This is a genomic window from Vreelandella lionensis (assembly GCF_044543515.1).
Taxonomy (GTDB): domain Bacteria; phylum Pseudomonadota; class Gammaproteobacteria; order Pseudomonadales; family Halomonadaceae; genus Vreelandella; species Vreelandella lionensis.
The window spans coordinates 13,565-36,720 of sequence record NZ_JBITWC010000002.1; the positions used below are offsets into that span (position 1 = coordinate 13,565).

General features: G+C 54.7%; 23 protein-coding genes. 11 read left to right on the top strand and 12 right to left on the bottom strand.

The annotated features are described in order from the left end of the window. Positions 1-48 precede the first annotated feature (48 nt). Positions 49-219, top strand: a complete 171-nt coding sequence (locus ACIGG6_RS01040; RefSeq protein WP_192859216.1) for a hypothetical protein — start codon at positions 49-51, stop codon at positions 217-219. A 63-nt stretch (positions 220-282) separates the two neighbouring features. On the opposite strand, the gene ACIGG6_RS01045 is transcribed toward ACIGG6_RS01040, so the two are convergent. Further along, positions 283-1,074, bottom strand: a complete 792-nt coding sequence (locus ACIGG6_RS01045; protein WP_399841386.1) for a dienelactone hydrolase family protein — start codon at positions 1,072-1,074, stop codon at positions 283-285. Between the two features lie 160 nt (positions 1,075-1,234). Between ACIGG6_RS01045 and ACIGG6_RS01050 the strand changes: the two genes are divergently transcribed. From ACIGG6_RS01050 to ACIGG6_RS01070, 5 genes are all read left to right on the top strand, one after another. Then, the gene (locus ACIGG6_RS01050) at positions 1,235-1,915 is read left to right on the top strand and encodes a Bax inhibitor-1/YccA family protein (RefSeq protein WP_399841388.1); all 681 of its coding nucleotides are present in this window, start codon (positions 1,235-1,237) and stop codon (positions 1,913-1,915) included. Between the two features lie 100 nt (positions 1,916-2,015). Continuing rightward, complete coding sequence (gene tusD / locus ACIGG6_RS01055) at positions 2,016-2,405, top strand: sulfurtransferase complex subunit TusD (protein ID WP_253504283.1); 390 nt, start codon at positions 2,016-2,018, stop codon at positions 2,403-2,405. Positions 2,406-2,417: 12 nt separating this feature from the next. Beyond that, positions 2,418-2,783, top strand: a complete 366-nt coding sequence (gene tusC / locus ACIGG6_RS01060; protein WP_062361175.1) for a sulfurtransferase complex subunit TusC — start codon at positions 2,418-2,420, stop codon at positions 2,781-2,783. Positions 2,784-2,795: 12 nt separating this feature from the next. Beyond that, the gene (gene tusB / locus ACIGG6_RS01065) at positions 2,796-3,086 is read left to right on the top strand and encodes a sulfurtransferase complex subunit TusB (RefSeq protein WP_062361177.1); all 291 of its coding nucleotides are present in this window, start codon (positions 2,796-2,798) and stop codon (positions 3,084-3,086) included. Positions 3,087-3,090: 4 nt separating this feature from the next. Next, positions 3,091-3,441 (top strand): TusE/DsrC/DsvC family sulfur relay protein, encoded by a 351-nt coding sequence (locus ACIGG6_RS01070; RefSeq protein WP_399841390.1) that lies wholly within the window; start codon positions 3,091-3,093, stop codon positions 3,439-3,441. A gap of 15 nt (positions 3,442-3,456) precedes the next feature. Here the strand turns inward: ACIGG6_RS01070 and ACIGG6_RS01075 are convergent, their stop codons facing one another. Both ACIGG6_RS01075 and ACIGG6_RS01080 read right to left on the bottom strand, forming a co-directional pair. After that, entirely contained in the window at positions 3,457-4,089 is a 633-nt protein-coding gene (locus ACIGG6_RS01075; protein ID WP_044629172.1) for a helix-turn-helix domain-containing protein, read from the bottom strand. 69 nt (positions 4,090-4,158) lie between these two features. Further along, positions 4,159-5,100 carry a histone deacetylase family protein gene (locus ACIGG6_RS01080; RefSeq protein WP_083025850.1) on the bottom strand — a complete coding sequence of 314 codons (942 nt, stop codon included), beginning with the start codon at positions 5,098-5,100 and terminating at the stop codon, positions 4,159-4,161. A 106-nt stretch (positions 5,101-5,206) separates the two neighbouring features. Between ACIGG6_RS01080 and ACIGG6_RS01085 the strand changes: the two genes are divergently transcribed. Then, positions 5,207-7,954: a bifunctional acetate--CoA ligase family protein/GNAT family N-acetyltransferase gene (locus tag ACIGG6_RS01085; RefSeq protein WP_399841392.1), complete on the top strand. Its 2,748-nt coding sequence runs from the start codon at positions 5,207-5,209 to the stop codon at positions 7,952-7,954. Positions 7,955-8,033: 79 nt separating this feature from the next. On the opposite strand, the gene pdxH is transcribed toward ACIGG6_RS01085, so the two are convergent. Continuing rightward, positions 8,034-8,678, bottom strand: coding sequence for a pyridoxamine 5'-phosphate oxidase (pdxH, locus tag ACIGG6_RS01090; protein ID WP_083025852.1), 645 nt, complete (start codon positions 8,676-8,678; stop codon positions 8,034-8,036). A gap of 196 nt (positions 8,679-8,874) precedes the next feature. Between pdxH and ACIGG6_RS01095 the strand changes: the two genes are divergently transcribed. Further along, positions 8,875-9,561 (top strand): cytochrome b/b6 domain-containing protein, encoded by a 687-nt coding sequence (locus ACIGG6_RS01095; protein ID WP_399841394.1) that lies wholly within the window; start codon positions 8,875-8,877, stop codon positions 9,559-9,561. 6 nt (positions 9,562-9,567) lie between these two features. Here ACIGG6_RS01095 and ACIGG6_RS01100 read toward each other — a convergent pair whose 3' ends face one another. Genes ACIGG6_RS01100 through ACIGG6_RS01110 form a run of 3 tightly spaced genes read right to left on the bottom strand, consistent with a single transcriptional unit; the run spans position 9,568 to position 11,121 of the window. Continuing rightward, positions 9,568-9,963: a DUF2069 domain-containing protein gene (locus tag ACIGG6_RS01100; RefSeq protein WP_058577928.1), complete on the bottom strand. Its 396-nt coding sequence runs from the start codon at positions 9,961-9,963 to the stop codon at positions 9,568-9,570. After that, positions 9,960-10,586, bottom strand: a complete 627-nt coding sequence (gene wrbA / locus ACIGG6_RS01105) for an NAD(P)H:quinone oxidoreductase (protein WP_054641137.1) — start codon at positions 10,584-10,586, stop codon at positions 9,960-9,962. The genes ACIGG6_RS01100 and wrbA overlap by 4 nt, the downstream gene beginning before the upstream one ends. A gap of 58 nt (positions 10,587-10,644) precedes the next feature. Continuing rightward, positions 10,645-11,121, bottom strand: a complete 477-nt coding sequence (locus ACIGG6_RS01110; RefSeq protein WP_399841397.1) for a gamma-glutamylcyclotransferase family protein — start codon at positions 11,119-11,121, stop codon at positions 10,645-10,647. Positions 11,122-11,268: 147 nt separating this feature from the next. Here ACIGG6_RS01110 and smrA point away from each other — a divergent pair, with 147 nt between their 5' ends. Beyond that, positions 11,269-11,859, top strand: coding sequence for a DNA endonuclease SmrA (gene smrA, locus ACIGG6_RS01115; protein WP_399841399.1), 591 nt, complete (start codon positions 11,269-11,271; stop codon positions 11,857-11,859). A gap of 58 nt (positions 11,860-11,917) precedes the next feature. On the opposite strand, the gene ACIGG6_RS01120 is transcribed toward smrA, so the two are convergent. The 4 genes from ACIGG6_RS01120 to metH form a co-directional block, all read right to left on the bottom strand. Beyond that, a complete protein-coding gene (locus ACIGG6_RS01120; protein WP_399841401.1) occupies positions 11,918-12,460 on the bottom strand; it encodes a DUF934 domain-containing protein in 543 nt (180 codons plus the stop codon). After that, positions 12,447-14,105: a nitrite/sulfite reductase gene (locus tag ACIGG6_RS01125; RefSeq protein WP_399841403.1), complete on the bottom strand. Its 1,659-nt coding sequence runs from the start codon at positions 14,103-14,105 to the stop codon at positions 12,447-12,449. The genes ACIGG6_RS01120 and ACIGG6_RS01125 overlap by 14 nt, the downstream gene beginning before the upstream one ends. A gap of 120 nt (positions 14,106-14,225) precedes the next feature. Next, positions 14,226-15,578: an MATE family efflux transporter gene (locus tag ACIGG6_RS01130; protein WP_399841406.1), complete on the bottom strand. Its 1,353-nt coding sequence runs from the start codon at positions 15,576-15,578 to the stop codon at positions 14,226-14,228. Between the two features lie 13 nt (positions 15,579-15,591). After that, the gene (gene metH, locus ACIGG6_RS01135; protein WP_399841408.1) at positions 15,592-19,287 is read right to left on the bottom strand and encodes a methionine synthase; all 3,696 of its coding nucleotides are present in this window, start codon (positions 19,285-19,287) and stop codon (positions 15,592-15,594) included. A gap of 268 nt (positions 19,288-19,555) precedes the next feature. Here metH and nfuA point away from each other — a divergent pair, with 268 nt between their 5' ends. Both nfuA and ACIGG6_RS01145 read left to right on the top strand, forming a co-directional pair. Next, entirely contained in the window at positions 19,556-20,161 is a 606-nt protein-coding gene (nfuA, locus tag ACIGG6_RS01140) for a Fe-S biogenesis protein NfuA (protein WP_054645091.1), read from the top strand. Between the two features lie 169 nt (positions 20,162-20,330). Further along, entirely contained in the window at positions 20,331-22,022 is a 1,692-nt protein-coding gene (locus ACIGG6_RS01145; RefSeq protein ID WP_301281967.1) for a BCCT family transporter, read from the top strand. Between the two features lie 56 nt (positions 22,023-22,078). On the opposite strand, the gene ACIGG6_RS01150 is transcribed toward ACIGG6_RS01145, so the two are convergent. Further along, positions 22,079-23,122, bottom strand: coding sequence for a DNA-binding protein (locus ACIGG6_RS01150; RefSeq protein ID WP_399841412.1), 1,044 nt, complete (start codon positions 23,120-23,122; stop codon positions 22,079-22,081). Positions 23,123-23,156 lie beyond the last annotated feature (34 nt).

Below are 23,156 nucleotides of genomic sequence, written 5' to 3' on the forward strand. Positions count from 1 at the left end.
CATTCGATTCATTCAGGCGAGCTTTTCGCCTTATTCAGGGTTATTACCATGTTAAAAGGTTTAATCATCTGCTTTGTGGTGCTTTTTGCGCAGTTAGCGGTGCTTAAGGTGATTGATGCACGGCTATATAATGCTCAGGATGTTCGCCAAGTGGTATCCACGGTGACCACGCCGCACAAAGAAGACGAAGAAGACGACAGCGAAGCGCCGAGGGTGTAGTTTAGACTCTAGTCAATCAGCGTTAAAAAATGGGTAGCCAAGGCTACCCATTTTTTATGCGCGTTATAGCATCTCTTCAAGCCACTGGTTGAACGTGGCCCAAGACTGCTCATCGGCTCGTTGATGGTAGCGGTCGCTGCCAAATACGCTAAACGCATGCGGTGCGCCAGAGTAGATGCCGACTTCATAGGTGACACCAGCTTCTTCCAGCTCGCCTGCCAGCGTTGCGACGTCCTCCAGGCTAACTGATTCATCGGCTCCGCCATGGGCAATGAAAATGGGCGGTGTATCTTGGGGGTAAGCTTGGCCCTCAGGTGTATCTAGCCCACCATGAAAGCTGGTGTACGCGGCTATGTCGCTTGCCTCGCCAGAACGAGCCATCTCAAGCGCCACAGCGCCGCCAAAGCAGTACCCCATTATTACCGTGTTTGGGTTAGCGCCTGCTTCTCTGGCTTGCGTTAAACCTGCCAAGGTAAGCTCTCGCATCCGTTCGCGATCTTCGTAAAGCGCTCGGGTAGCGGCCTGCTTATCTTCCGTTGATTGTGGGCGATTGTTAGCGCCAAACAGATCCACGGCAAATGCGTCATAGCCCTGTTCCGCGAGCATATCGGCCCGTTGACGTTCGTAGTCATCGACGCCGTCCCAGTCATGTACGATGAGCACGCTGCCTTTAGCGTCTTCTCCAGCGGAGACAAAATAACCTTCAAAACTCTCGCCATTCACGTCGTAAGTGATGTCTTTGCCGCTAGGGGTATAGCCATAGACCGTTGTGGAAAGTAATAAGGTGGAAAAGGTAAGGGCAGAAAGTGTAGAAATACCCGTTACTGAGAGGGGAGTGGGGATTTTAAAGCGCATTGTAGTGTCAAAGTCGATGTGGGAGTTACAGCATAGTCAACCATGCCGAGAGGAGATGCGTAAAAGCGTACGGTTAGCGTGGAAGACAAAGACTTGCGTCTGGAACTAGGTAACGGCATGCTTGTCCGTTGATAGTATGACTACTAGGGAGCATAGATACATGGCTTTTAACGATTCGAATATGGCGAGAACGCAAACCCATAGCGCGGTGAGCGGTGCCAGTGCTAACAAGGTTTTGCGCAATACCTACGCACTGTTGGCAATGACGCTGCTGTTCTCTGCAGTTACAGCGGGTGCCTCAGTGGCGATGGGCATCCAGCAGATGAATATCTTTGTATTCTTCATCGGTGCTTATGGCCTGATGTTCCTGGTTCACAAAACAGCTAACTCCGCAGTTGGACTGCTGTCGACCTTTGCGTTTACTGGCTTTATGGGCTTTACCCTGGGCCCAATTATTTCTGCGTACCTAACGTTGCCTAATGGCAGTGCGCTGATTATGAATGCGCTGGCTATGACCGGCCTGACGTTTATTGGCCTCTCTGCAGTAGCGTTGACCACGAAGAAAGATTTCAGCTTCCTCAGCAATTTCCTGATGGCGGGTGCCATCGTGCTGATTCTGGCGATGGTCGCTGGCATCTTCTTTAACATTCCGGCGCTGTCGCTGATGGTTTCTGCAGGCTTCGTGCTGTTTGCTTCTGCCGCGATTCTCTATCAAACCAGTGAAATCGTACACCGCGCTGGCGAGACCAACTACATTCTCGCGACCGTGACACTGTATGTTTCTATCTATAATCTGTTCGTCAGCCTGCTGTCTATTCTGGGCATCATGAGCAACGATTGATGGATAGTAAGAACGCGATCACTTGATCGAAGTGATATCAATGACAGACCCTACTCAGTAGGGTCTGTTTTTTTTCGTTGAATTGGCACGAGACGATGCAATGGAGTACGGCTTATTAGTCATGGGTGCCCCCTACACAAGTGCGGCACCTCATTCGGCACTGCGCTTTGCTAAAGCGGTGATCAGCCGAGGCCATCAAGTGGCGGGCGTATTCTTCTATCAAGAAGGGATTCATAACGCTTCCAGCTTAATGACACCTCCGCAGGATGAGCTCAACATGCGCGACGCTTGGATAGCGCTGCATCATGAGCATGGCGTGACGCTGGACGTGTGCATTGCGGCGGCGCTGCGCCGTGGCGTAATGAGTGAAGCTGAGGCGAAACGCCATGGGCAAGCGCACTTTAATCTGGATGCGCCATTTGAGTTAACCGGGTTAGGGCAACTGCTGACGCTTCAGCAGCGCTGTGACCGTTTAATCACATTTGCCTAGAGAGAGCGCCCAATGAGTCATGAACACGAACGGCTAGTGATTATTCGCCATGCCCCCTATAGCTCCAATGCCTTGAGAGAAGGGCTAGATGTAGCGCTGGTCGCTGCGGCCTTTGGCCAAACGGTAAGTCTATTGTTTCTTGGCCAGGGAGTGCTGGCGCTTCTCAAAGAGCAGGCAGCCGGTGCGCCAGGACAAAAGGCAACGCTACCGACCATTGATATGCTGGAGATGTATGATATCGACCAGCTGCTAGTGCCTCAAAGCGCGCTGGATGCGTTGAACTTGCAAGCAGCCCAACTAGTGGATGGGGCGACGGTGGTGGCCGACGATACCTTACCCGAATTGGTACAGCGTCACTCCTATGTCATGAATTTTTAAACGGGCAGCGACATGTTACATATTCTGAACAAGCCCCCGCACAGCGAAGCGGCCGCGCAGATGCTCTCTACCGTTGCGGAGGGCGATGGTATTTTACTGATTGAAGATGCCGTGCAGGCGTTACTGCATGCTGATTGGCAAGGTTGGGATGCGGCGGCTGATGTGAGCGTGTGTGTGCTAAAAGAGGATGCGGCTTCTCGCGGCTTAAGCGGAGCTGCGCTCAATAGCCAAGCAATCCTGGTGGATATGGAAGGCTTTGTCGAACTGACTGAGCAGCATACTAAGATTCTGTCATGGTACTAAATCAATGAGTGATGAAAGTTTATACCGTTATCTTGATGCTGATAAACAAATCAAGCTCGACCCCGAAGGCTATTTAGTAGAGCAGGGGGATTGGGACGAGGGTGTTGCTGATTTGTTAGCTAAGGATGAAGAGCTAACACTTACAGAGGAGCACTGGGAGCTCATTCGCGTGGTGCGGGATTTTTATGCCCGCTATGAAATGGCACCAGCGATGCGACCGCTAGTCAAAGCCACCAAGCAAGCATTAGGCGAGGAAAAAGGGCGCTCGGTCTATTTAATGAGCCTATTCCCCGGCAGCCCGCCGAAACGTTTAGCTCGTATTGCTGGGTTGCCCAAGCCGACGAACTGCTTGTAGTAAGCAACCTTAGCGCTAAACCAAATCCCCTCGGGTACACACCGATAGCACGACAGCATCGTCTTGGCTGGTAGAGACTAGGGCGTGGCCCATGTCACTATCGAAGTAGATGCTGTCGCCTTCGGCCAGTACTAGCGGCGCATAGAATTCTGTATAGAGCATGATGTCGCCGTGCAGCACCATCAAAAACTCTTCGCCATCGTGGCGCACCCACTGGTGATACTCTTCAAAACTACGCGCCCGCACGATGGTTTTAAACGGAATCATGCGTTTTTGCGCAAGCTGATGGCCCAGCAGCTCATGCTCGTAGGTGGGAGTAGGGTGCAGCTGCCCTTTTCCTTTCCGAGTGAGATCGCGCCTACCCATGGTGTAGCGTTCGCGCTTTGGTGGCGTAAAGAGCTGGGGCAGGTCGATATTGAGACCACTAATCAGTTTCTGCACCACGCTAAACGTCGGCGACACCTGATCGTTCTCGATTTTGGAGAGCGTGGAGCGAGCAATGCCGGTGCGCTGGCTCACATCTTCCAGCGTCCACTGATTGGCAAGGCGAATCTGCTTGAGGCGCTCGCCCAGGCGTAACGGCTCGACAAAGGGTTTGCGCCCTGACGCGATGCGCAGCGCTGCGTGCTCTTCAGAAGTGGCGGTCATAACGGTCACGTAGAATGGAGGCCAACATGGTGGCTGCATAGTACCACAGCTCCCTAACCGCGGGTGCGGCTAGGGAGTATTGGTGAAGGGCAGGCCCAAGAGCGCTTTCAGGTGTGCTTCGGCACCGCTGGCCAATGACGTGGGATTGTAGCCACCCTCCAACACAGACACGACTCGGTTATCGGCGTAGAGCGCCGCAATTTCCATAGCCAAGTGTGTTACCCAGTAGAAGTCTTCATCCTCAAGGCAAATATCGCCCATAGGGTCATCTTTATGGGCATCAAAACCTGCCGATAGCATCACCAGGTCGGGTTTGAACGCATGCAGCGCTGGCAACCATTGGCGCTCAATAATACGGCGATACTCCTGGCTAGCGGTACCTACTTCCAACGGGGTATTAATCACGTTCTGCCATTCGCTGCGCAGGTAACGCCACGGGTAGAAGGGGTATTGAAAGCTAGTGCAAATCAGTACTTCGGGGTCATTTTTAAAAATATCGATAGTGCCGTTACATTGATGCACATCAAAATCGAGAATGGCGATGCGCTTAGCGCCGTATTTTGCTTTGGCATGGGCAGCTCCCACGGCAATGTTGTTGTAAAAGCAGAAGCCCATCGCATCTGCAGCTTCTGCATGGTGCCCGGGTGGACGAACGGCGCAAAATACGTTATCTGCCTGGCGTTTAAACACCTGATCAACACCACGAACGACTGCACCTGCGGCCACTCGTGCGGCTTTTAGGCTATCTGGGTTCATCATGGTGTCGCTGTCCAGCGTGACAATCCCTTCTTTAGGAAGGCACTTTTCCAGCGCATTTAGGTGGCGCAGGGGATGTACCCTTGCCAAAGCCTCATCGCAGGCTTCTTTCGCATCGGCTTGCATGGTTTGCTGCAATAGCCCAGAGAGTGATAGGCGCGCACGAATTGCCTCCAGCCGCAGTGGGCTTTCAGGGTGTTCTGGCCCCATGTGGTGCAATGCGCAGTCGGGGTGGGTAAGGTAGGCAGTGATCATGCAAGCGCTCCGATAACAATAAAGCTACCTTAATCGCCACGGGGGCTTGCGCGACAGTGTCAATAAGTCGTACACAGTAGTCATTCACTCCAGGGGAGGCGCATTCGTGAGCACACGTTTTTTGCATCATTTTTTCGAACCTCGTTCGGCTGCCGTGTTCGGTGCCTCTGAAAAGCCTGAGTCCTTGGGTGGTTTGGTACTAGGCAATCTTCAAGAGGGCGGTTTTAGGGGCAAACTCTGGGCCGTGAACCTCAAGGGGTACGAAACGGTGCTTGGCGTTGACTGTGTGCGTACGGTTGATGAGCTGCCGGAAGTGCCAGACCTTGCAGTAGTGTGTTCGCCTATTGAAGGCGTCCCCAAACTGATTAAAAAGCTCGGAAAGTTTGGCGTAAAAGCCGCTTTGGTGCTCTCTGGTGGAGCCTACCTTGACCGTGATGAGGACAATAAAGGCTCTATTCGCCAACGCATGCTGCAAGCTGCCCGGGAGTCAGGCATTCGTGTGCTTGGTCCGGAGTGTATGGGGCTGATTGTGCCCGGCAAAAAGCTCAATGCCTCCTACGCCAGCCAGCCGGTTAAAGCCGGCAGGGTCGCCTACCTAGGCCAGTCAGGGATGCTGGCCAACGCGATGATCGACTGGGCAGCGGGTCGCGATGTCGGCTTCTCTCATTTGATTACCGTAGGGGACAGCGTTGATGTCCTGCTGCCTGATTTGATCGACTATGTGAACCAGTTTTCCCCTGCTCAGGCCATCTTATTGCATCTGGAGCGGGTAACGGATGCCCAGCACTTTATGACCTCCGTACGGGATGCTTCCCGTAACCGTTTGGTGGTGGCGATCAAAAGTGGCCGCACGCCGCAGTCGGATATTTCCGGCATGCCCCCTACACCGGGCATCGCCAATCGCGACGTGGTGTTCGATGCTGCCTTCGCCCGTGCAGGCGTGGTTCGGGTAAACGATTCGGATGAAATGCTCGATGCGCTGGAAACGCTATCACGCATGAAGCCACTGCGCGGCGACCGTTTGGCGATTGTTTCCAACGGGCTTGGGCCTGCCATGCTGGCCATCGATAAGCTGATTAGCGCGGGTGGCAAGCTCGCTGAGTTCAGCCCAGGCACCCAGGCGGCGCTGCATAAAAGCCAAGTGGATATGAGTAAGCCGGGTGAAAACCCTGTGGACTTAGGCGGTAACGCGACGCCAGAGCGCTTTGTGGAGGCGCTGCAAATCGTCACCGCTGACCCTAATGTGGATGCCGTGCTGGTAGTGCACGCCCCCACGAGGTTAGCGCCTTCCCAGGTCACCGCTCAGGCGCTGATCGATCACCGTAAAACCTTTAAGCGTAATTTACTCACTAGCTGGATGGGCTTGAAAGAAGCGCTAAATGCTCGCCATGTCTGCAACCTGGCAGGGATTCCCACCTATACCTCGCCTGAAAAGGCAGTAAAGGCGTTTATGCACATGGTGGATTACCAGCGTGTGCAGGCGCTGCTGCATGAAATCCCCCCCAGCCTGCCGTTTTCCACTAGCCCAGATATTCGCGCCGAGTGCCGGGCACTGATCAAGCAGGCAAAAGAGCAGGGCAGGCAGACACTGACCCACTCTGAAACCGCGCAAGTGTTGGAGGCTTACGGCATTCCTACCGCCACCAGCGCCTATGTGCACTCCCCAGAAGAGGCTTTGGTGGTCGCCGAGCGCTTTCCGGGGCCCAAGGCGCTGAAAGTGGTTCATGAGGGTAACTGCCGGCCTTATCGCTATCGCAAGCATCCGCATAAAATTTCCGCTGGGCTACTGCAAGACTTGGAAACGCCGGAGCAAGTCGCTGAGGGCGTTCGGCGGTTAGGCGATAAAGTACAAGAGAAATTTCCCGAACACGCCATTCGTGAGTACTGCTTACAGCCCATGCAGCGTGGCAAACACTCTATGCAAATTTGTGCAGGCATCACGCGGGACCCCGTGTTTGGGCCGCTGATCGTCTTCGGTATTGGCGGTTACAAGGTTAACGTACTTGCCGACCGCCAAGTGGCGCTGCCGCCGCTCAATATGAGCCTCGCCTTAGATGTAGTGGGCCGCACTCATGCGGCGTCATTGATTCGTGAGCACTCTGCCGACCCCGAGCGAGATATTCAGCACCTTTGCCAACTGCTGGTTAAGCTGTCACAAATGGCCTCCGACCTGACGGACCTGCGTGGTTTGGAGCTCAACCCACTGTTGCTAAACCGCGATGGCATGCTGGCGGTCGATTTTGCGATGGATTTGGGGCACCCCGCACGCTTTGCGATCATGCCTTACCCGGAAGAGCTCAGGGAGTGGGTCACACTCAATAACGGCTGGCAGGTGGAGGTGCGGCCTATTCGCGCCGAGGATGCTCCGCTCATTACTACCTTCCACCGCCAGCTATCGGAAGAGAGCATTCGTTTTCGCTACTTCCACAACAAGTCGAACCTTACCCAGCGGGACCTCTCCATCCTGTCGCATATCAACTATGACCGGCAAATGGCATTTATTGCCGAGCATCAGCACGATGATGGCAGTAAGGAGATGCTGGGAGTGGTGAGGGTTTGGAACGACCCTGACAATATCCGCACTGAGTTCTCTATTATCATTCGGGATGATCTTCAGGGGCTGGGTATTGGCAGCCTGCTGATGAAGAAGATGATCGACTACTGCACCAGCATCGGCACGCTCGAAATGATCGGCAAGATCATGGTGGATAACCACCCGATGCGGGCACTGATGAAACACCTTGGTTTCCGCTGTCGGTACAACATGGAAGAGCAGGTGATTGATGCAGTGTTACGGCTAAACGAACCCGACAGCGAGTGGCAGCGGCACCGCTTGGAGAGCCAGCCGGATTAAGCCTAAGCCACGCTCAAACAAATGGCCTGCTGGTAAATACCGGCAGGCCATTTGTTGAATGACATGTCGCGCTAGATGATTAGGGCGCTAAACGGAACCGGCTCCACTCACCGCCATCACGGCGCTCATAGCGCAAACGGTCGTGCAAACGGCTGGGTTGCCCTTGCCAAAACTCGATCATTTCAGGATTTACGCGGTAGCCGCCCCAGTGGATCGGACGCGGAATATCCTGGCCTTCGTAAGCCTGTTCAAAGCGCTTTTGACGCTCCTCAATCCAGTTGCGGTCCGGAATGACCACGCTTTGGGTCGCGATCCAAGCTCCTAACTGGCTGCCGCGCGGGCGGCTGGCAAAATACTCATCCGACTCTTCTGCAGACACTTGCTCCACCGGGCCTTCGATGCGTACTTGGCGTGATAAGGAGGGCCACCAGAACGTCAAAGCAGCATAAGGCACGTTGTTTAACTCGCTGCCCTTATGGCTATGGTAGTTGGTGAAAAACACCATGCCCTGCTCATCGAATCCCTTAAGCAGCACAACGCGTGCATGAGGACGTCCCTGGCTGTCCACCGTGGCGAGTGTCATGGCATTGCCATCCTTGCCTTCGCTTTCCAGCGCTAAGCTGAACCACTCATCAAACATGACAAACGGGTTATCTGGGGTTTGCGCTTCTTCTAAACGCCCACCCTCATAGTCACGCCTGACGTCGGCAATATTTCGTGTCATCGGTGAAGCTCCCTTGCGGTGATAAGTTGCATTATTGTCATGTTCGCTGGTCTACCGATAAAGCTCAAGTGTTGTTCGGTTTATGGTTGCAAACGATAAGAGCAGTAGCAAAGCGTTAGCAGGCGCGCTGAATCGTTCTATGAGAAAACAGCAATAAATGAGAAACTCTACCAGTATGACGTTAGAGGATAGCTTGATGCAGAGTCACACGACACGCATAGCCGTATGGGATAAGTTAATTCGTTTGTTTCACTGGTCCCTATTGGCGGCGGTGGTGATTTCGTTTTACACCACCAAAACCACGGGGCAACCGTTTTTATTTCCTATCGAAGTGCATGCTCAGTCAGGCTACATCATTATTGGCCTGTTGGTATTTCGTTTTATTTGGGGGTTGGTAGGCTCGCCCTACGCTCGGTTTAGCACTTTTTTATACGGCCCGAAGAAGACGGCCGGGTACGCCAAAGCGCTGATGACACGGCGTGCACCGCACTATGCAAGCCATAACCCGGTAGGCGGATGGATGGTGGTGCTATTACTAGTGTCACTGGGTTTTCAAGCGCTTAGCGGGCTATTTCTGAGCGATGATATTTTCTTTCAGGCACCGCTGTATGGGCTTTTTGGCCCATCAGTAGGTGACGTGCTGGCCCGCCTGCATTCGTTGAATAGCGACCTGTTGCTGATATTGATTGGTTTACATCTGGTGGGTTTGGTTTGGCATACACTGCAGGGCGAGCGCTTAGTGCCCGCTATGCTGACGGGTGTGAAGCGTTTTTCAAACGTGCCAGCCGATGAAAAGCCTGCCGCTTACCGTGCACAAAAGCGCTATGCGATTGGCGCGTTGCTGGTAGCAGCAGGCGTGAGTGGCTGGCTCTGGTTTTATTAGCAGTGGCTAGCCGTTAAGGCGCTGCTGGCGGCTGCGAAAGCGCGCATAGCCCATGCAGCCCGTAAACAGCGCCAGGGCTACTAAGGCTTCCAGAACGCCACGCATGCCTTGCCCCGGTAGCGTGGCTAACATAACGCCTTGGGTGAAATAGAGCAGGCTGACGAACGCAAGCCAAGCGTGCCCACGAGCTCGCTGGCCAATAATAGACGGCAAGAACAGCACCAGTGGAAGCACAAACGCCACGACTGGCCGCCAGTTAAACGTATCGCCCTGTACAAAGAAGCCACGATAAATCACTAGCACCAGTAGCAGCACAAAGCTGATGATCACTAACTGTCGTGCTTGTCGGGTTAATTTATCGAGACCGTGTTTCTCCTCAAGCCCCTCTAACCACTGCCTCATGGTGTTTCCTCCAGGCGCATCTTGTGCATTGCCAGCGCTAGTTTCGCGAGCCGTTTACCTTGTGCCTTGCACAGAGCCCGTTCGTGCTCGTCTACCGGGCGATCACTGCGCGCCCCTGCCACATGGCTAGCCCCGTAAGGCGTGCCGCCGTGCTGAGTGTTCAGCAGCTCGGTTTCACTGTAGGGAATACCCGCATACACCATGCCGTGATGGAGTAGTGGTACCAGCATCGTCAATAGCGTGCTTTCCTGGCCGCCATGCAAGCTGGACGTGGAGGTGAAGGCGCTGGCGGGTTTATCAATTAACGCACCGTTCATCCAGAGGCTACTGGTGGTGTCGAGAAAATACTTTAACGGTGCTGCCATATTGCCAAAACGCGTCGGGCTACCTAACGCTAGCGCGCTGCAGTGGCGTAAGTCATCCAGGTCTGCATAAACAGCCCCTTCCTCTGGGATCTCTGGATCCACCGCTTCACAGGTTGGCGACACTGCTGGCACGGTGCGCAAGCGCGCCTCAATACCAGGGATGCTTTCAACGCCCGCAGCTAGTTGGCGTGCCATGTCTGCAGTGGCACCTGAACGGGAGTAATACAGAATTAATACGTACGGCGTGGCTTCACTCATGGCGTGTCCTAAACAGTAGGGGTGGCGACCGTCGGTGGGACTCTGCGGCCACAAAAAACTAGTCGTATGTTACCAGAGCTATCCGGTGGGCAGGAGGGTGGATCTCGAGCTCACTTACCATGGGGAGTCGTACGTATACCCAGGCAGTACTACCATCCGCGAGTGTCTGTTCAACGCGTTCATAGCGAATGCCCAGCCGCTCGTAGCGGTCCAACCGCTGCAAGGCCTCGGGCGAAACGGTCAGCAGTAGGCCATCGACATAACTGTCTGCGTTGCGGGAAAGATCCAGCCCTTGGCGTTCAAATCCGTCTAGGCGGGCAGGCTTAGGCGAGCCTGAGGTGCCCATCACCACCCATCGAATGGGCAAGTAACGTAGAGTGCCATAAACAAAGACCTGGTGCGTGCGCTGTTCGATGTCCGGCAGCTCTTCCGGGCGTTCGTAGAACCATGGGCTAAGCATGGTCAACCATAGCCAAGTGGCCACTCCCATTAGGCAGAGTAGCGAGACATCCACTAACCGCTTTAACCAAATCATGCTGATGTCCTAGGCAACGAATGGCTATCTAGGGTGAAGAACTGACCGCCGTAAGACAAGTCTTAAGCAGTGTCGGTGATTTTGCTACGATAAGCATCGTCGCTTAGGCATTAGACTAAGCATCGGACCCTATCGGAGGAGCCTGTTATGAGCCAGTCACTTCGTGATGAGATGGATTTCCGCGCACTCGTTGGCGATGTGAAGCCACTTCCTAAGCGTAACCGTGCAGACACAGGCCCCCAACGTCAGCGGCCCTCAGAAGCCCAGCTGGCCAGACGTGAAAGCGCTGCAGAGCGCTTAGATGAGCGTAATTTTTTATCTGACGACTTTGTTGATCTGCTGCCCCCGTTTGATCCTATTGAGTTTCGCCGAGAGGGCATTCAACAAGGGGTCGTCGATAAATTAAAGCACGGTGGCTACAGTGTGCAGGCGCAACTGCACATGCTACGGCGCCCGCTGGCAGAGTGCCGGCGAATGCTGTTTCCCTTCATCCAAGAGGCCTATGCGCACGACCTGCGCTCGGTATTAATCGTTCACGGCCGTGGGCGGGAGCTGGATAGCCCGGCCAACGTACTGCGCTCTTATATTGCCAAGTGGCTCACTCAGTTTGATGAGGTGCAGGCCTATGTATCCGCTCAGCCCTCCGAAGGGGGATTAGGCGCAACCTGGGTGATGCTGCGTAAAAGTGATCGCGCCAAAGCCAATAATCGTGAGCGCCAGCAGAAACGGCGCGGTTAAACGCAAAAACGCCGACAAGGGCTGGCCCCTGTCGGCGTTTGTAGTGCAGTAGAGCGGTTTAATGGCTAGCCGTTAAACGCTTTTCAAATAGCGCTTGGCGCTCTTCAACGTCGGTTTGGTAGCGTACGCTAAAGGCGTTCAGAGCGCGAAGGGCATCTTCTGGATGCTGGTCATCACGCAGTGCCATGGTGGAGAAACCACAGCGGCGCATGTAATCCAACTGATCCACCAGCACATCACCAACCGCGCGAATTTCACCTTGGTAGCCATAACGCTCGCGCAGCAGGCGAGCGATGGTGTAGCCGCGACCATCGGTGAATGCAGGAAAGTCTACGGCAATAGCAGAAGCGCCTTTCAACGTGCTGCCAAGCTCGGTAGTAAGTTCAGTGTCACTCGTGAGCAGAGGGGCGAGTTCGTTGTCGTCTTGGTTCGCTTGCCAGAGAGCCAATGGAACAAACGCAGGGCGTTGTTCTGGCAATTCGTTGGCATCGTAGGAGACACACCACGCATTCTCTGCAGCAAGCTCACCGTTTTCAATTAAATGATCTACATGAACCGGGGTTTGTTCAACCGCTTCGGTTTGGGTGTCATTGCTGGGCATAAACACGCTCCTTAAAGGGTTTTAGGCCAATGCGGCGATAAGTATCCAGGAAACGCTCGTCTTCGTGACGCTCGGCCACATAGACTTCCAGCACTTTCTCAACCACGCCCGGCACGTCTTCACGGAAGAAAGAAGGGCCCAGAATTTTGCCCAGTGAGGCATCATCGGTGGAGTTACCGCCAATAGAAATCTGGTAGTACTCTTCGCCTTTCTTATCGACACCCAAAATACCGATGTGGCCGACGTGGTGGTGACCACAGGCGTTCATGCAGCCTGAAATGTTCAGGTCCAGCGGGCCAAGGTCGTAAAGGAAGTCTAAGTCTTCAAACCGCTCTTGAAGCGCCTGGGCAATCGGAATCGAGACCGCATTGGCAAGGCCGCAGTAGTCGCCACCGGGGCAGCAGATAATGTCGTTCAGCGTGCCAACAGTGGGGTTGGCCATGCCGAGCGTGTCCAGCTCTTTCCACAGCGCTTCTAGCTCGTCAACCGGCACATCTGATAGCACCAAGTTCTGCTCGTGAGTAACACGCACTTCACCAAAGCTGTAGCGGTCAGCCAAATCAGCAACGGCTTCCATCTGGTCGGCTGTGACATCCCCCGGTGCGTGCTCGCGGCGCTTCAGCGACAGCGTGACGGCTTTGTAGCCCGGCACTTTGTGGTCGGTCACGTTATTGGTCACAAAGCGCGCAAAGCTGCGGTTTTCACTGCGTAGCTTGTCGAAATCTTCCGTGGCGCTCGCTGCTACCGGGCGACGGTCGGGTTCAGGGAAGTGCACCTTGGCTGCCTCGACCGCTGCTTGGTTAAGGGTCTGCGGGCCATCTTTCAGGTGGGCCCACTCTTCATCAACCCGGCGGCGGAACTCTTCAATGCCTAGCGCTTTCACCAATATCTTAATGCGCGCCTTGAACTTGTTGTCCCGGCGGCCGAACTGGTTGTAAACCCGTACGCAGGCTTCAAGATACGTCAGCAGGTGCTGCCAGGGCAGGTCTTCGCGCACCACATCGCCAATCATGGGCGTGCGGCCCAGACCACCACCGGCCAGCACTTTAATGCGCAGCTCGCCGTCATCGTTGCGCCACAGGCGCAGGCCAATATCGTGCACTTGAATAGCCGCGCGATCTTGGGCAGCACCGCTCACGGCAATTTTGAATTTGCGTGGCAGATAGGCGAATTCCGGATGCAGGGTAGACCACTGACGAATAAGCTCGCACCAGGGGCGTGGGTCTTCCACTTCATCGTTGGCAATACCAGCAAACTGGTCGCTGGTGGTGTTACGAATGCAGTTGCCGCTGGTTTGAATAGCGTGCATCTGTACTTTGGCCAGCTCACCTAAGATATCCGGCACGTCTTCCAGCGCAGGCCAGTTGAGCTGCAGGTTTTGGCGCGTCGTAAAGTGGCCGTAGCCGCGGTCGTAGCGGCGGGTGATATCGGCCAGTGCACGCAGTTGAGCGCCTGCTAGCATCCCGTATGGGATGGCAATGCGCAGCATCGGTGCGTGCTTTTGAATATACAGGCCGTTTTGCAGCCGTAGCGGGCGAAACTCTTCTTCTCCCAAACGTCCGGCTTGGTAGCGTTCCATCTGATCGCGGAACTGAGCTACGCGCTCGTCAACCAGCGTTTGGTCGTGAATATCATAACGGTACATGGGGCACGATCCTGCTAAAAGCGAAATGGTCACGTCGAGACGGACGGTAATGTGCCGTCACCTTAACGCGGGCGTCATATTCTACAAAAGAATATATAATTATCTTTTTATCGTTAAATGCTATTTAGAAGCGTCTATTTTAAAGCCGTGGGCTAGCCAGCGGCGTCGCTGCCATACCCACAAAAAGCTGCTGGAGTTGAGCAGCCGGTAAAAGAGCTGCGTCAACCATACACCTACAAGGCCGTAGCCAAGCCAAATACCCACCCACCAGGCCAGCGGCAAAAAGAGTAGCCACTGCATGCCCAGCGTCAGCAGCATGACGGTACGCTGCGCACCTGCGCCCATCAATGCCTGCGCCAGCACCAGTGCGGCAGCATCAAGCACAATCATCAAGCCGGTGATTTGCAGCGGCAGTCTCCCCAACTGCACCAGCGCCTCATCGGTAAAGAAGATGCTTAAAATGGGCTCGGGCATAACGAGCATGGGTAACGCTAAAACAGTCAGCAGCATACCGGCAACACTTAAGGCGTCAATGCCCCAGCGGTGCGCGGCCTGCTGATCGTCGCGGCCTAGGGCCTCGCCTACAAGGCTCATGGCGGCCACGCCAACGCCGACTCCTGGCAAAATCAGTAAGAGAGATAAATTCACCAGCACATGGCCCACGGCCACGCTGGATGTACCCAACTGGCCCAGCAGCCAAAACAGCACCACGTAGCCTGCGGCAAACCATAGCTGCTGTAGCGAGTGGGGAAGCGCGAGCTTCAGAGTAACCTTCACGCCATGCCATGGAGGCAAGAGGCGAGTTAGCGGAGGGCATTGTCGCCACGTAATGACAGCCCAGATGAATAACCCGAGCAGAAGCGACAGAGTGGTGCCGATAGCGGCGCCGTTCACGCCTAATGCTGGTAACCATCCAACACCGTAAATCAGCGCCGCGCTGAGAGCGACGTTCACAACATGCACGAATACGATAATACGCAGATAAAGGTGCGTTTGTTGCAATCCATTCCAGTAGCCGCGCAGGCAAAGAGTCAGTGCAATCACCGTGAGCGCTACAACGCGCCAGCGGAAGTACTCAAGGGCAATCTGCGTTACCTCCTTCGAGGGCGCGATCAGTTGGATGAGGGCAGGTGCTTGCCACCAAGCAAGGCATGAGAGCGGCAGGCCAATGGCTAAGCCAATCATTAAGCCAGCCCGAAGCGGCTGAGTAGTGAGTGGCTGGTCAGTGCAGGCTTTTTCAACACCTGAAGCATGGGCGGTTTGCGACTGCACGCTGGAGGAGAGCCCAAAGACCAGTGCCGTCATCATAAACATGGCATAGCCGCCGATACCGACGCCCGCCAGTGCTTCCTGGCCTAAGTGGCCTACCAGAGCAGCATCAATAAGGTTGAGCACGCTCTGGGAGAGCATGCCCAACATAATGGGGAAGGCCAAGCGCATGACCTTTCCCTGACGACGAACCACCGGCGACATACGCTAGACTGGTTTAGCTAGGGTCGTAAGAGAGTACCGGCGACAGCCAGCGCTCCATCTCCTCCAGCGGCATCTGCTTACGCTCAGCCAGCGCTTCGACTTGGTCGCGAGTAATTTTGCCGGTAGAGAAGTACTTCGACTGCGGGTGAGCAAAGTACCACCCCGATACGGCCGCTGCTGGCCACATAGCAAAATTTTCCGTCAGCGTAAGGCCGGTGTTGTCCGGCGCGTTCAAGAGACGGAAAAGCGTTGCCTTCTCGGTATGGTCGGGGCAGGCGGGGTAGCCCGGAGCCGGGCGAATGCCTTGGTACTTTTCTGCAATTAGTGCTTCGTTGTCCAGCGTTTCTTCGGGCACGTAGCCCCAGAACTCTTTCCGTACTCTCTCGTGCATACGTTCGGCAAAGGCTTCTGCCAAACGGTCGGTGAGCGCCTGCACCATGATGGCGTTATAGTCATCGCCCGCTGCCTCATAGGCCTTGGAGAGCTCGTCAACACCGTGGCCAGTAGTCACGGCGAAACCGCCAATCCAGTCCGGCTTGCCGCTCTCTTTAGGAGCGATGAAGTCGGCCAGACTGTAGCAGATGCCGTCGCGGCCTTTGGTGGTCTGCTGACGAATATGGTGTAAGCGCTCGACTACTTCGGTGCGGCTCTCATCGGCGTATACTTCGATCACGTCGTCATCCACGCTGTTAGCGGGCCATAAGCCAATCACGCCCCGCGCCTGTACGCGCTTTTCGTCGATCAGCTTGCGCAGCATCACTTTGGCATCGTCAAACAGGTTTTGGGCGGCTTCACCCACCACTTCGTCATTGAGAATCTTGGGGTACTTCCCGGCAAGCTGCCAGCTCATGAAGAAAGGCGTCCAGTCGATACGCTCGACCAGCTCTTCCAGGTCGTAATCGTCAAAGGTCATCAGACCCAGCGTGTTCGGCTTGGCAGGGGTATGATTTGCCCAGTCGGTGCGGAAGCGGCGTTTACGTGCCTGGGTGTAATCCAGGTCAGCCGCTTTCGGACGACGCTTGGCGTTACGCTCGCGTACTTTTTCGTACTCTTCGCGAATCTCGGCCACGTAAGCAGATTTCAAATTGGGGGCCAGCAACTTACCGGCCACGCCTACCGCACGTGAAGCATCCGTCACGTAAATAACGGGGTGCTCGTACTGCGGTTCGATTTTAACTGCCGTGTGCGCTTTTGAGGTGGTGGCACCGCCAATCAGCAGCGGTAGGTTCATACCACGGCGCTGCATCTCTTTGGCCACATGGACCATTTCATCCAGCGAGGGCGTAATTAGGCCAGAGAGGCCGATGATATCGGCATTGTGGTCGATGGCGGCCTGCAAAATTTTCTCGGTGGGAACCATCACACCCAGGTCAATCACTTCGTAGTTATTACACTGCAGCACGACGCCCACGATGTTTTTTCCGATGTCGTGTACATCACCCTTAACCGTGGCCATGACGATTTTGCCTTTGGCTTGGGTGTCTTCGCTTTTTTCCGCTTCGATATAGGGGATCAGATAAGCGACCGCTTGCTTCATGACGCGAGCCGACTTGACCACTTGGGGCAGGAACATTTTGCCTGCACCAAACAGGTCGCCCACCACGTTCATGCCGTCCATGAGCGGACCTTCGATCACCTCAATCGGGCGAGCGGCCTGGGCACGAGCCTCTTCAGTATCTTCCTCGATAAAGGCAGTCACCCCTTTCACCAGCGCGTGTTCAATACGCTTGTTGACGGGCCAGCTGCGCCACTCCAAATCTTCTTTTTTAGCAGGGCCGCTGCCATCCCCTTTGTATTTATCAGCGAGGTCCAGCAGGCGTTCAGTACCGTCAGGGCGACGATTCAGCACGACGTCTTCCACTGCATCGCGCAGCTCGGCAGGCAGGTCATCGTAGACCGCCAGCTGACCGGCGTTGACGATGCCCATGCTGAGCCCGGCGCGAATGGCGTGGTAGAGGAATACCGAATGGATCGCTTCGCGTACCGGATTGTTACCCCGGAACGAGAACGAAACGTTGGAGACGCCGCCAGAGATCATTGCGTGGGGCAGGTGCTCACGAATCCACTGAGTGGCTTCGATAAAATCGACGGCGTAGTTATTGTGCTCTTCAATGCCCGTGGCGATGGCGAAGATATTCGGGTCGAAAATGATGTCTTCCGGCGGAAAACCAATCTCGTCCACGAGCAGCCGATAAGCACGTTCGCAGATTTCGGTTTTACGTGCAAAGGTGTCGGCCTGACCCTCTTCGTCAAACGCCATGACGACAATCGCCGCACCGAAGCGGCGGCATTTAGTTGCCTGCTCGCGGAAGGCGGCTTCGCCTTCTTTTAGGGAGATTGAGTTAACAACCGCCTTGCCTTGAACGCACTTCAGGCCTGCTTCAATGATGTCCCATTTCGAGGAATCGATCATGATCGGCACGCGGGCAATGTCGGGCTCGCCTGCAATCAGGTTCAGGAAGCGCACCATGGCTTCCTTCGACTCCAACATGCCTTCATCCATGTTGATGTCGATAACCTGGGCACCGCTTTCCACCTGCTCTAAAGCAACTTCCAGCGCCGTGGTGAAATCTTCTTCAACGATCAAGCGCTTAAAACGTGCCGACCCGGTCACGTTGGTACGTTCACCAACGTTAACAAACAGGGAGTCGGCTTCAATATTAAACGGCTCAAGACCCGACAGGCGGCACGCTTTGCTGCGCTCCGGTATTATGCGGGGCGCCATAGGGCGCACGGCATCGGCAATGGCACGGATATGTTCAGGCGTTGACCCGCAGCAGCCACCAATAATGTTGACTAAACCGCTCTGGGCAAACTCGCTGACGATGGCGGCCATCTCTTCAGGCGTTTGGTCGTACTCACCAAACTCATTGGGCAAGCCCGCATTGGGATGAGCAGACACAAACGTGTCGGCTTTGGTGGAGAGCTCTTCTAAATAGGGGCGGAGTTCTTCAGCACCCAACGCACAGTTCAAGCCCACGGAGAGCGGGTTGGCATGACGCACGGAGTTCCAGAAGGCTTCCGTGGTTTGCCCGGAAAGCGTGCGCCCGGAAGCATCGGTAATCGTGCCGGAGATCATCACCGGCAGGCGGCGGCCAAGATCCTCAAACAGCTCTTCAAGCGCATAGATAGCGGCTTTAGCGTTAAGCGTATCAAAGATCGTTTCGATCATGATCAGGTCAGCGCCGCCTTCGATCAGGGCACTGGCCGCTTCGTAGTAGTTTTCGCGAAGCGCATCAAACGTCACGTTACGTTTTGCGGGGTCGTTAACGTCTGGAGAGAGTGATGCCGTGCGTGACGTTGGGCCTAGCACCCCGGCCACGTAACGTGGGATATCGGTCTCGGCGGCAACCGCATCGCATACTTCGCGTGCCAAGCGTGCCGATTCACGGTTAAGCTCGGGCACCAGGTCTTCCATGCCGTAATCGGCCTGGGATAACCGGGTGCTGTTAAACGTGTTGGTTTCCAGGATATCCGCGCCAGCTTCCAAATAATCGCGATGAATACGAGCGACGACATCCGGGCAGGTCAGCGCTAGTAGGTCATTATTACCTTTTAAATCCGACGGCCAATCGCGGAAGCGTTCACCGCGGAAATCATCCTCGCTGAGCTGGGCATTCTGCAGCATGGTGCCCATGCCGCCATCCAGAATCAGGATGCGTTGGGCAAGGCGTTGGGTGAGGGATGCAGTCAAATCACTAGCGGCCATGGCAGGGGAAAATCTCCAGCGTCTCAGTCGAAAAGGATATTTTTATCGTCGTCGTCATTAGGTGAGCGGCGGCTATCATACCAAAGGGCGCCCCATAGGGCAGCAAGTGCGGGCGTGAAGTTATTGCAGCATCATTAGCCGCACTCATAGGTGAGAGCAATAGCCGACTAAAACACTCGGGATTGTGTCGGCACGCGGTTTTGCTTACCATAGGGACAAATGACATGTGATGTGGCCTTGCCACTACCACGGGAGGATAACATCCCTTATGACCACGACTATCGAAGCGCCCGGCATTAACATTACCGACAGCGCACAAGACTACTTAGCGGAACTGCTGGAAAAGCAGAACGTTGAAGGCATCGCTGTACGCATCTTCATTACTCAGCCTGGCACGCCCTATGCAGAAACCTGCTTAGCCTATTGCCGTCCAGGGGAAGAAGAGCCCACCGACGTTAAGCTTGAGCTTGAGAAAATTGGTGTATTTCTCGACAAAAACAGCTTGGCGTTTTTAGAGGAAGCGGTTGTCGACTTTAATGCCGACCGTATGGGTGGACAGCTGACGATTAAAGCACCCAACGCTAAAATGCCCAAGGTGAATGCCGACAGCCCGCTGGAAGACCGTATCAACTATACGCTCTACAGTGAAATTAATCCTGGATTGGCGGCTCATGGTGGCGAGATTAAGCTCGTCGAGCTGACAGAAGACCGCGTGGCGATTCTAGCGTTCGGCGGCGGTTGTCAGGGGTGCGCAGCGGTGGATCTCACGCTTAAAGATGGCGTAGAGAAGACGCTGATGGATCGTATCCCCGAACTGGCAGGCATCCGTGATGTGACTGACCATACCGACACGACAAACGCTTATTACCGCTAAAGCATCATTCAGATACTTTAAGCTAGCGTCGCAAAAGCCCAGCAGGTCACTCTGCTGGGCTTTTTTGTGTTGCGCTTTTATATGCAAAAACGATCGACGATAGAAGCCGCTGCTGGCAGTCAACGTTTATTCCATGTAACACTATTGTAAAGCTATTCTCTAAGCCGTTATGGCGAGAGAATTCCCAACAAAGTGCCATGGAGAGACGGCCATTAAACGCTCATCTGTGTTTTCTAATATCCATAAACCTATCTTTTTCGGGTCTTTGGGCCTGCTACTTGCAGTGACGCTTCCGCTCATACTGTTTCCAGAGATGGGCCGCGTCTGGGTGATGGCAGCGCAAAGCTTCGTGACCACTAACTTTGGCGTGCTCTATCTCGCCATGGGCGTCGCTTCGCTGGGCTTTATGTTCTACATCGTGTTTAGCGATATAGGGCAAATCAAACTGGGCGATGTAGACGCCGAGCCGGAGTTTTCGCTGCTCTCCTGGGGCGCGATGCTGTTTGCAGCAGGCATCGGCGGGGCGGTTGTGTTCTGGGGTATGGTCGAGTGGATGTACTACCTGCAGAATCCTCCCTTTCATGTCGAGCCTTTCTCTGAAGAGGCAACCGCATGGGCAGCGACTTACGGTATGTTCCACTGGGGCCCTATTGCTTGGTCGATCTACCTTGTACCCGCACTGCCCATGGCTTACTTCCTGCACGTGCGTAAACATAAAGTGCTACGCATCAGTGAAGCCATTCGCCCCGTGCTAGGAGAGAAACTGGCTAGAAGCTGGCTGGGCAACATCATTGATATTCTATTTATTTTTGGCATGCTGGGCGGCGGCGCAACGTCGCTAGGTATTCTGGTACCGTTGATCAATGAAGGGCTGGGTGGTCTGTTCTCCTTCACCCCTAATGCCACCAGCCAAATTGCGGTACTGGTAGGCACCACGGCGATCTTTGCGGTAAGTGCATGGCGCGGTTTGAAGGGCGGCATCGAGATGCTGTCTGACATCAATATGTGGCTTGGTTTAGCCGTGCTGCTGTTTGTCTTGGTGATGGGGCCTACCGTCTTTATTTTGGATACTGGCCTAAACTCCATCGGCTTAATGCTCAGCAACCTGGTTCAAATGGCGACATGGACAGAGCCTTTCGGTGACCTGAATGGCTTCGAAGACACCGGTTTCCATCAATCCTGGACGATTTTTTATTGGGCTTGGTGGTTGGTATTTGCGCCAACCGTGGGTCTGTTTATTGCGCGCATTTCGAAAGGGCGCCGCATCAAAACCATGGTGGCCGGATCGATTTTCTTTGGCTCACTGGGCTGCGCGCTGTTTTTCATCATCCTGGGCAACTATGGCCTTTACCTACAGCTTTCAGGCACGCTGGACGTTATCCAGGTGATGAACGATCAGTCAGCTAATGCGGCCTTCTATGCAGTGCTGAGCCAACTGCCGCTCTCTTGGCTGGTGACGTTAGCAGTGGTGATTCTGCTGTCTATTTTCACTGCCACTACCTTTGATTCGATTGCCTACATCCTCTCGTCGGCAGCTGAGAAGAAGCTTGATAAAGAGCCAGCGCGCTGGCATCGCCTATTCTGGGCCTTTACGCTATCGCTCTTGCCCATGTCGCTACTCTTCTTAGGTGGGCTGCAGACGCTGCAAACTGCCAGTATCGTCAGCGGCGTACCACTGCTGTTGATTTCCGTGTTGCTGATGGTTTCTATGGTTAGGGCGGCGCACTACGATTTGCGCTTCCAGCCCGACTACGATGAGCCAGAAATCAATATCGAAGAGTTTCCGGAAAACGATCCATGGACCGAAAAGGGCACTTGGGAGTTACCCGATGAGCAGAGCGGTGAGCCCAGCAAGTCTTAACCGACTGGACAGCTACTCCTAATCTTTTAATGCCCTAACCACTATTGGCCATCCCGTTATCGGGATGGCTTTTTTGTCTCTGGTGTTTCGTCACTGCTACTGGCGAGCGTGTTGGGCAGGTCTGCCAGCTGCGCTTGCAAGGAAGCCATGCGCTGCCATAGCTGCTCTTGCCAGTGCACACTGTCTCGCGTTTGCTGCTGCTGAGTTTCCAGCGCTTTGTGCGCTTTCTCTAGCGACTCTTCGAGCGTGCTGCGATGGGTATGCAGCTCACCGTTTTGGCGCTCAAGCTCGGTGGTGCGCTGCTTGAGCGAGCTACACTCTTGCTGATAACCCTGAAGAGCGTCATTTTTTTGCTTCAGCTCATGGCTCAGCGCATCTGCTCGTTGCTCCCACTGCTGTAGGCGCTTCTGCAACGCTTTCTCTTCCTGGGCGCGTTCTTGTCGTAACGTATCCAATAGCGCCATCAACTTTCCTTCTGATGCCTCGTTGCGCTGCTCTTCTTGGGCTAAGCGCTGCTCCCAACTCTTCTGCTGCTCTTCGAGCTTTTCACTGTAATGCGTTTGCGCTTCTTTTAACGCTTGCTGGGTTTGGTCTAGCTGATGGCGGTGTTGGGCAGCTTCCTGGTGGAGATTTTCTGCTTGTTGCTGCCAGTGGCGCTCATTGGCTTGGCTCTCTGCCAGCTCTCGATTAAGCGTTTCAAGGCGCTCTTCGGTCTGGCGAAAGTGAGCAGCCAGTGCGCTTTCACGCTGCTCGGCGTTTGCCGCCTGCTGTAGAGCCTCGGCAGCTGCCTGTTGAGCGCTTTCTACTTGGCGATTGGCATCTTCACGGTAGTGAACCAGCGCTTGGTTAGCGACGTCTTGGGCCTCGCGCCATAGCTCGCTGGCGACATTAACGACTACTTCAGGCACGCCTTTGGGGGGCGGTACATCCCGGTTCTGCTCACGCTCGGTACGCCATAAGCGGAAATGCTCACTGATGGTCGTAAAACTACCGGTGCCGAGCACTTCTCGGATGCGCTGCACGCTGGGTGTGTCCCCGCGGGCCAGCAGCGTATCAATCGCGTGCTGGACGTCACTGTACTGAATTCCGCTGCGTGCCATGGTCGTCATCCTTTGCCAGTCAGAGAGCGCTATT

What these genes read in the sequence shown, in the direction of transcription:
- ACIGG6_RS01075 (WP_044629172.1), bottom strand. Translation starts at nt 4,089, where the DNA reads ATGACCGCCACTTCTGAAGAGCACGCAGCGCTGCGCATCGCGTCAGGG.
- ACIGG6_RS01100 (WP_058577928.1), bottom strand. Translation starts at nt 9,963, where the DNA reads ATGAGGCAGTGGTTAGAGGGGCTTGAGGAGAAACACGGTCTCGATAAA.
- ACIGG6_RS01095 (WP_399841394.1), top strand. Translation starts at nt 8,875, where the DNA reads ATGCAGAGTCACACGACACGCATAGCCGTATGGGATAAGTTAATTCGT.
- ACIGG6_RS01045 (WP_399841386.1), bottom strand. Translation starts at nt 1,074, where the DNA reads ATGCGCTTTAAAATCCCCACTCCCCTCTCAGTAACGGGTATTTCTACA.
- tusC (WP_062361175.1), top strand. Translation starts at nt 2,418, where the DNA reads ATGAGTCATGAACACGAACGGCTAGTGATTATTCGCCATGCCCCCTAT.
- smrA (WP_399841399.1), top strand. Translation starts at nt 11,269, where the DNA reads ATGAGCCAGTCACTTCGTGATGAGATGGATTTCCGCGCACTCGTTGGC.
- ACIGG6_RS01125 (WP_399841403.1), bottom strand. Translation starts at nt 14,105, where the DNA reads ATGTACCGTTATGATATTCACGACCAAACGCTGGTTGACGAGCGCGTA.
- ACIGG6_RS01130 (WP_399841406.1), bottom strand. Translation starts at nt 15,578, where the DNA reads ATGTCGCCGGTGGTTCGTCGTCAGGGAAAGGTCATGCGCTTGGCCTTC.
- pdxH (WP_083025852.1), bottom strand. Translation starts at nt 8,678, where the DNA reads ATGACACGAAATATTGCCGACGTCAGGCGTGACTATGAGGGTGGGCGT.
- nfuA (WP_054645091.1), top strand. Translation starts at nt 19,556, where the DNA reads ATGACCACGACTATCGAAGCGCCCGGCATTAACATTACCGACAGCGCA.
- ACIGG6_RS01080 (WP_083025850.1), bottom strand. Translation starts at nt 5,100, where the DNA reads ATGATCACTGCCTACCTTACCCACCCCGACTGCGCATTGCACCACATG.
- ACIGG6_RS01150 (WP_399841412.1), bottom strand. Translation starts at nt 23,122, where the DNA reads ATGGCACGCAGCGGAATTCAGTACAGTGACGTCCAGCACGCGATTGAT.
- ACIGG6_RS01050 (WP_399841388.1), top strand. Translation starts at nt 1,235, where the DNA reads ATGGCTTTTAACGATTCGAATATGGCGAGAACGCAAACCCATAGCGCG.
- ACIGG6_RS01120 (WP_399841401.1), bottom strand. Translation starts at nt 12,460, where the DNA reads ATGCCCAGCAATGACACCCAAACCGAAGCGGTTGAACAAACCCCGGTT.
- tusB (WP_062361177.1), top strand. Translation starts at nt 2,796, where the DNA reads ATGTTACATATTCTGAACAAGCCCCCGCACAGCGAAGCGGCCGCGCAG.
- wrbA (WP_054641137.1), bottom strand. Translation starts at nt 10,586, where the DNA reads ATGAGTGAAGCCACGCCGTACGTATTAATTCTGTATTACTCCCGTTCA.
- ACIGG6_RS01040 (WP_192859216.1), top strand. Translation starts at nt 49, where the DNA reads ATGTTAAAAGGTTTAATCATCTGCTTTGTGGTGCTTTTTGCGCAGTTA.
- metH (WP_399841408.1), bottom strand. Translation starts at nt 19,287, where the DNA reads ATGGCCGCTAGTGATTTGACTGCATCCCTCACCCAACGCCTTGCCCAA.
- ACIGG6_RS01145 (WP_301281967.1), top strand. Translation starts at nt 20,331, where the DNA reads ATGGCGAGAGAATTCCCAACAAAGTGCCATGGAGAGACGGCCATTAAA.
- ACIGG6_RS01110 (WP_399841397.1), bottom strand. Translation starts at nt 11,121, where the DNA reads ATGATTTGGTTAAAGCGGTTAGTGGATGTCTCGCTACTCTGCCTAATG.
- tusD (WP_253504283.1), top strand. Translation starts at nt 2,016, where the DNA reads ATGGAGTACGGCTTATTAGTCATGGGTGCCCCCTACACAAGTGCGGCA.
- ACIGG6_RS01070 (WP_399841390.1), top strand. Translation starts at nt 3,091, where the DNA reads ATGAGTGATGAAAGTTTATACCGTTATCTTGATGCTGATAAACAAATC.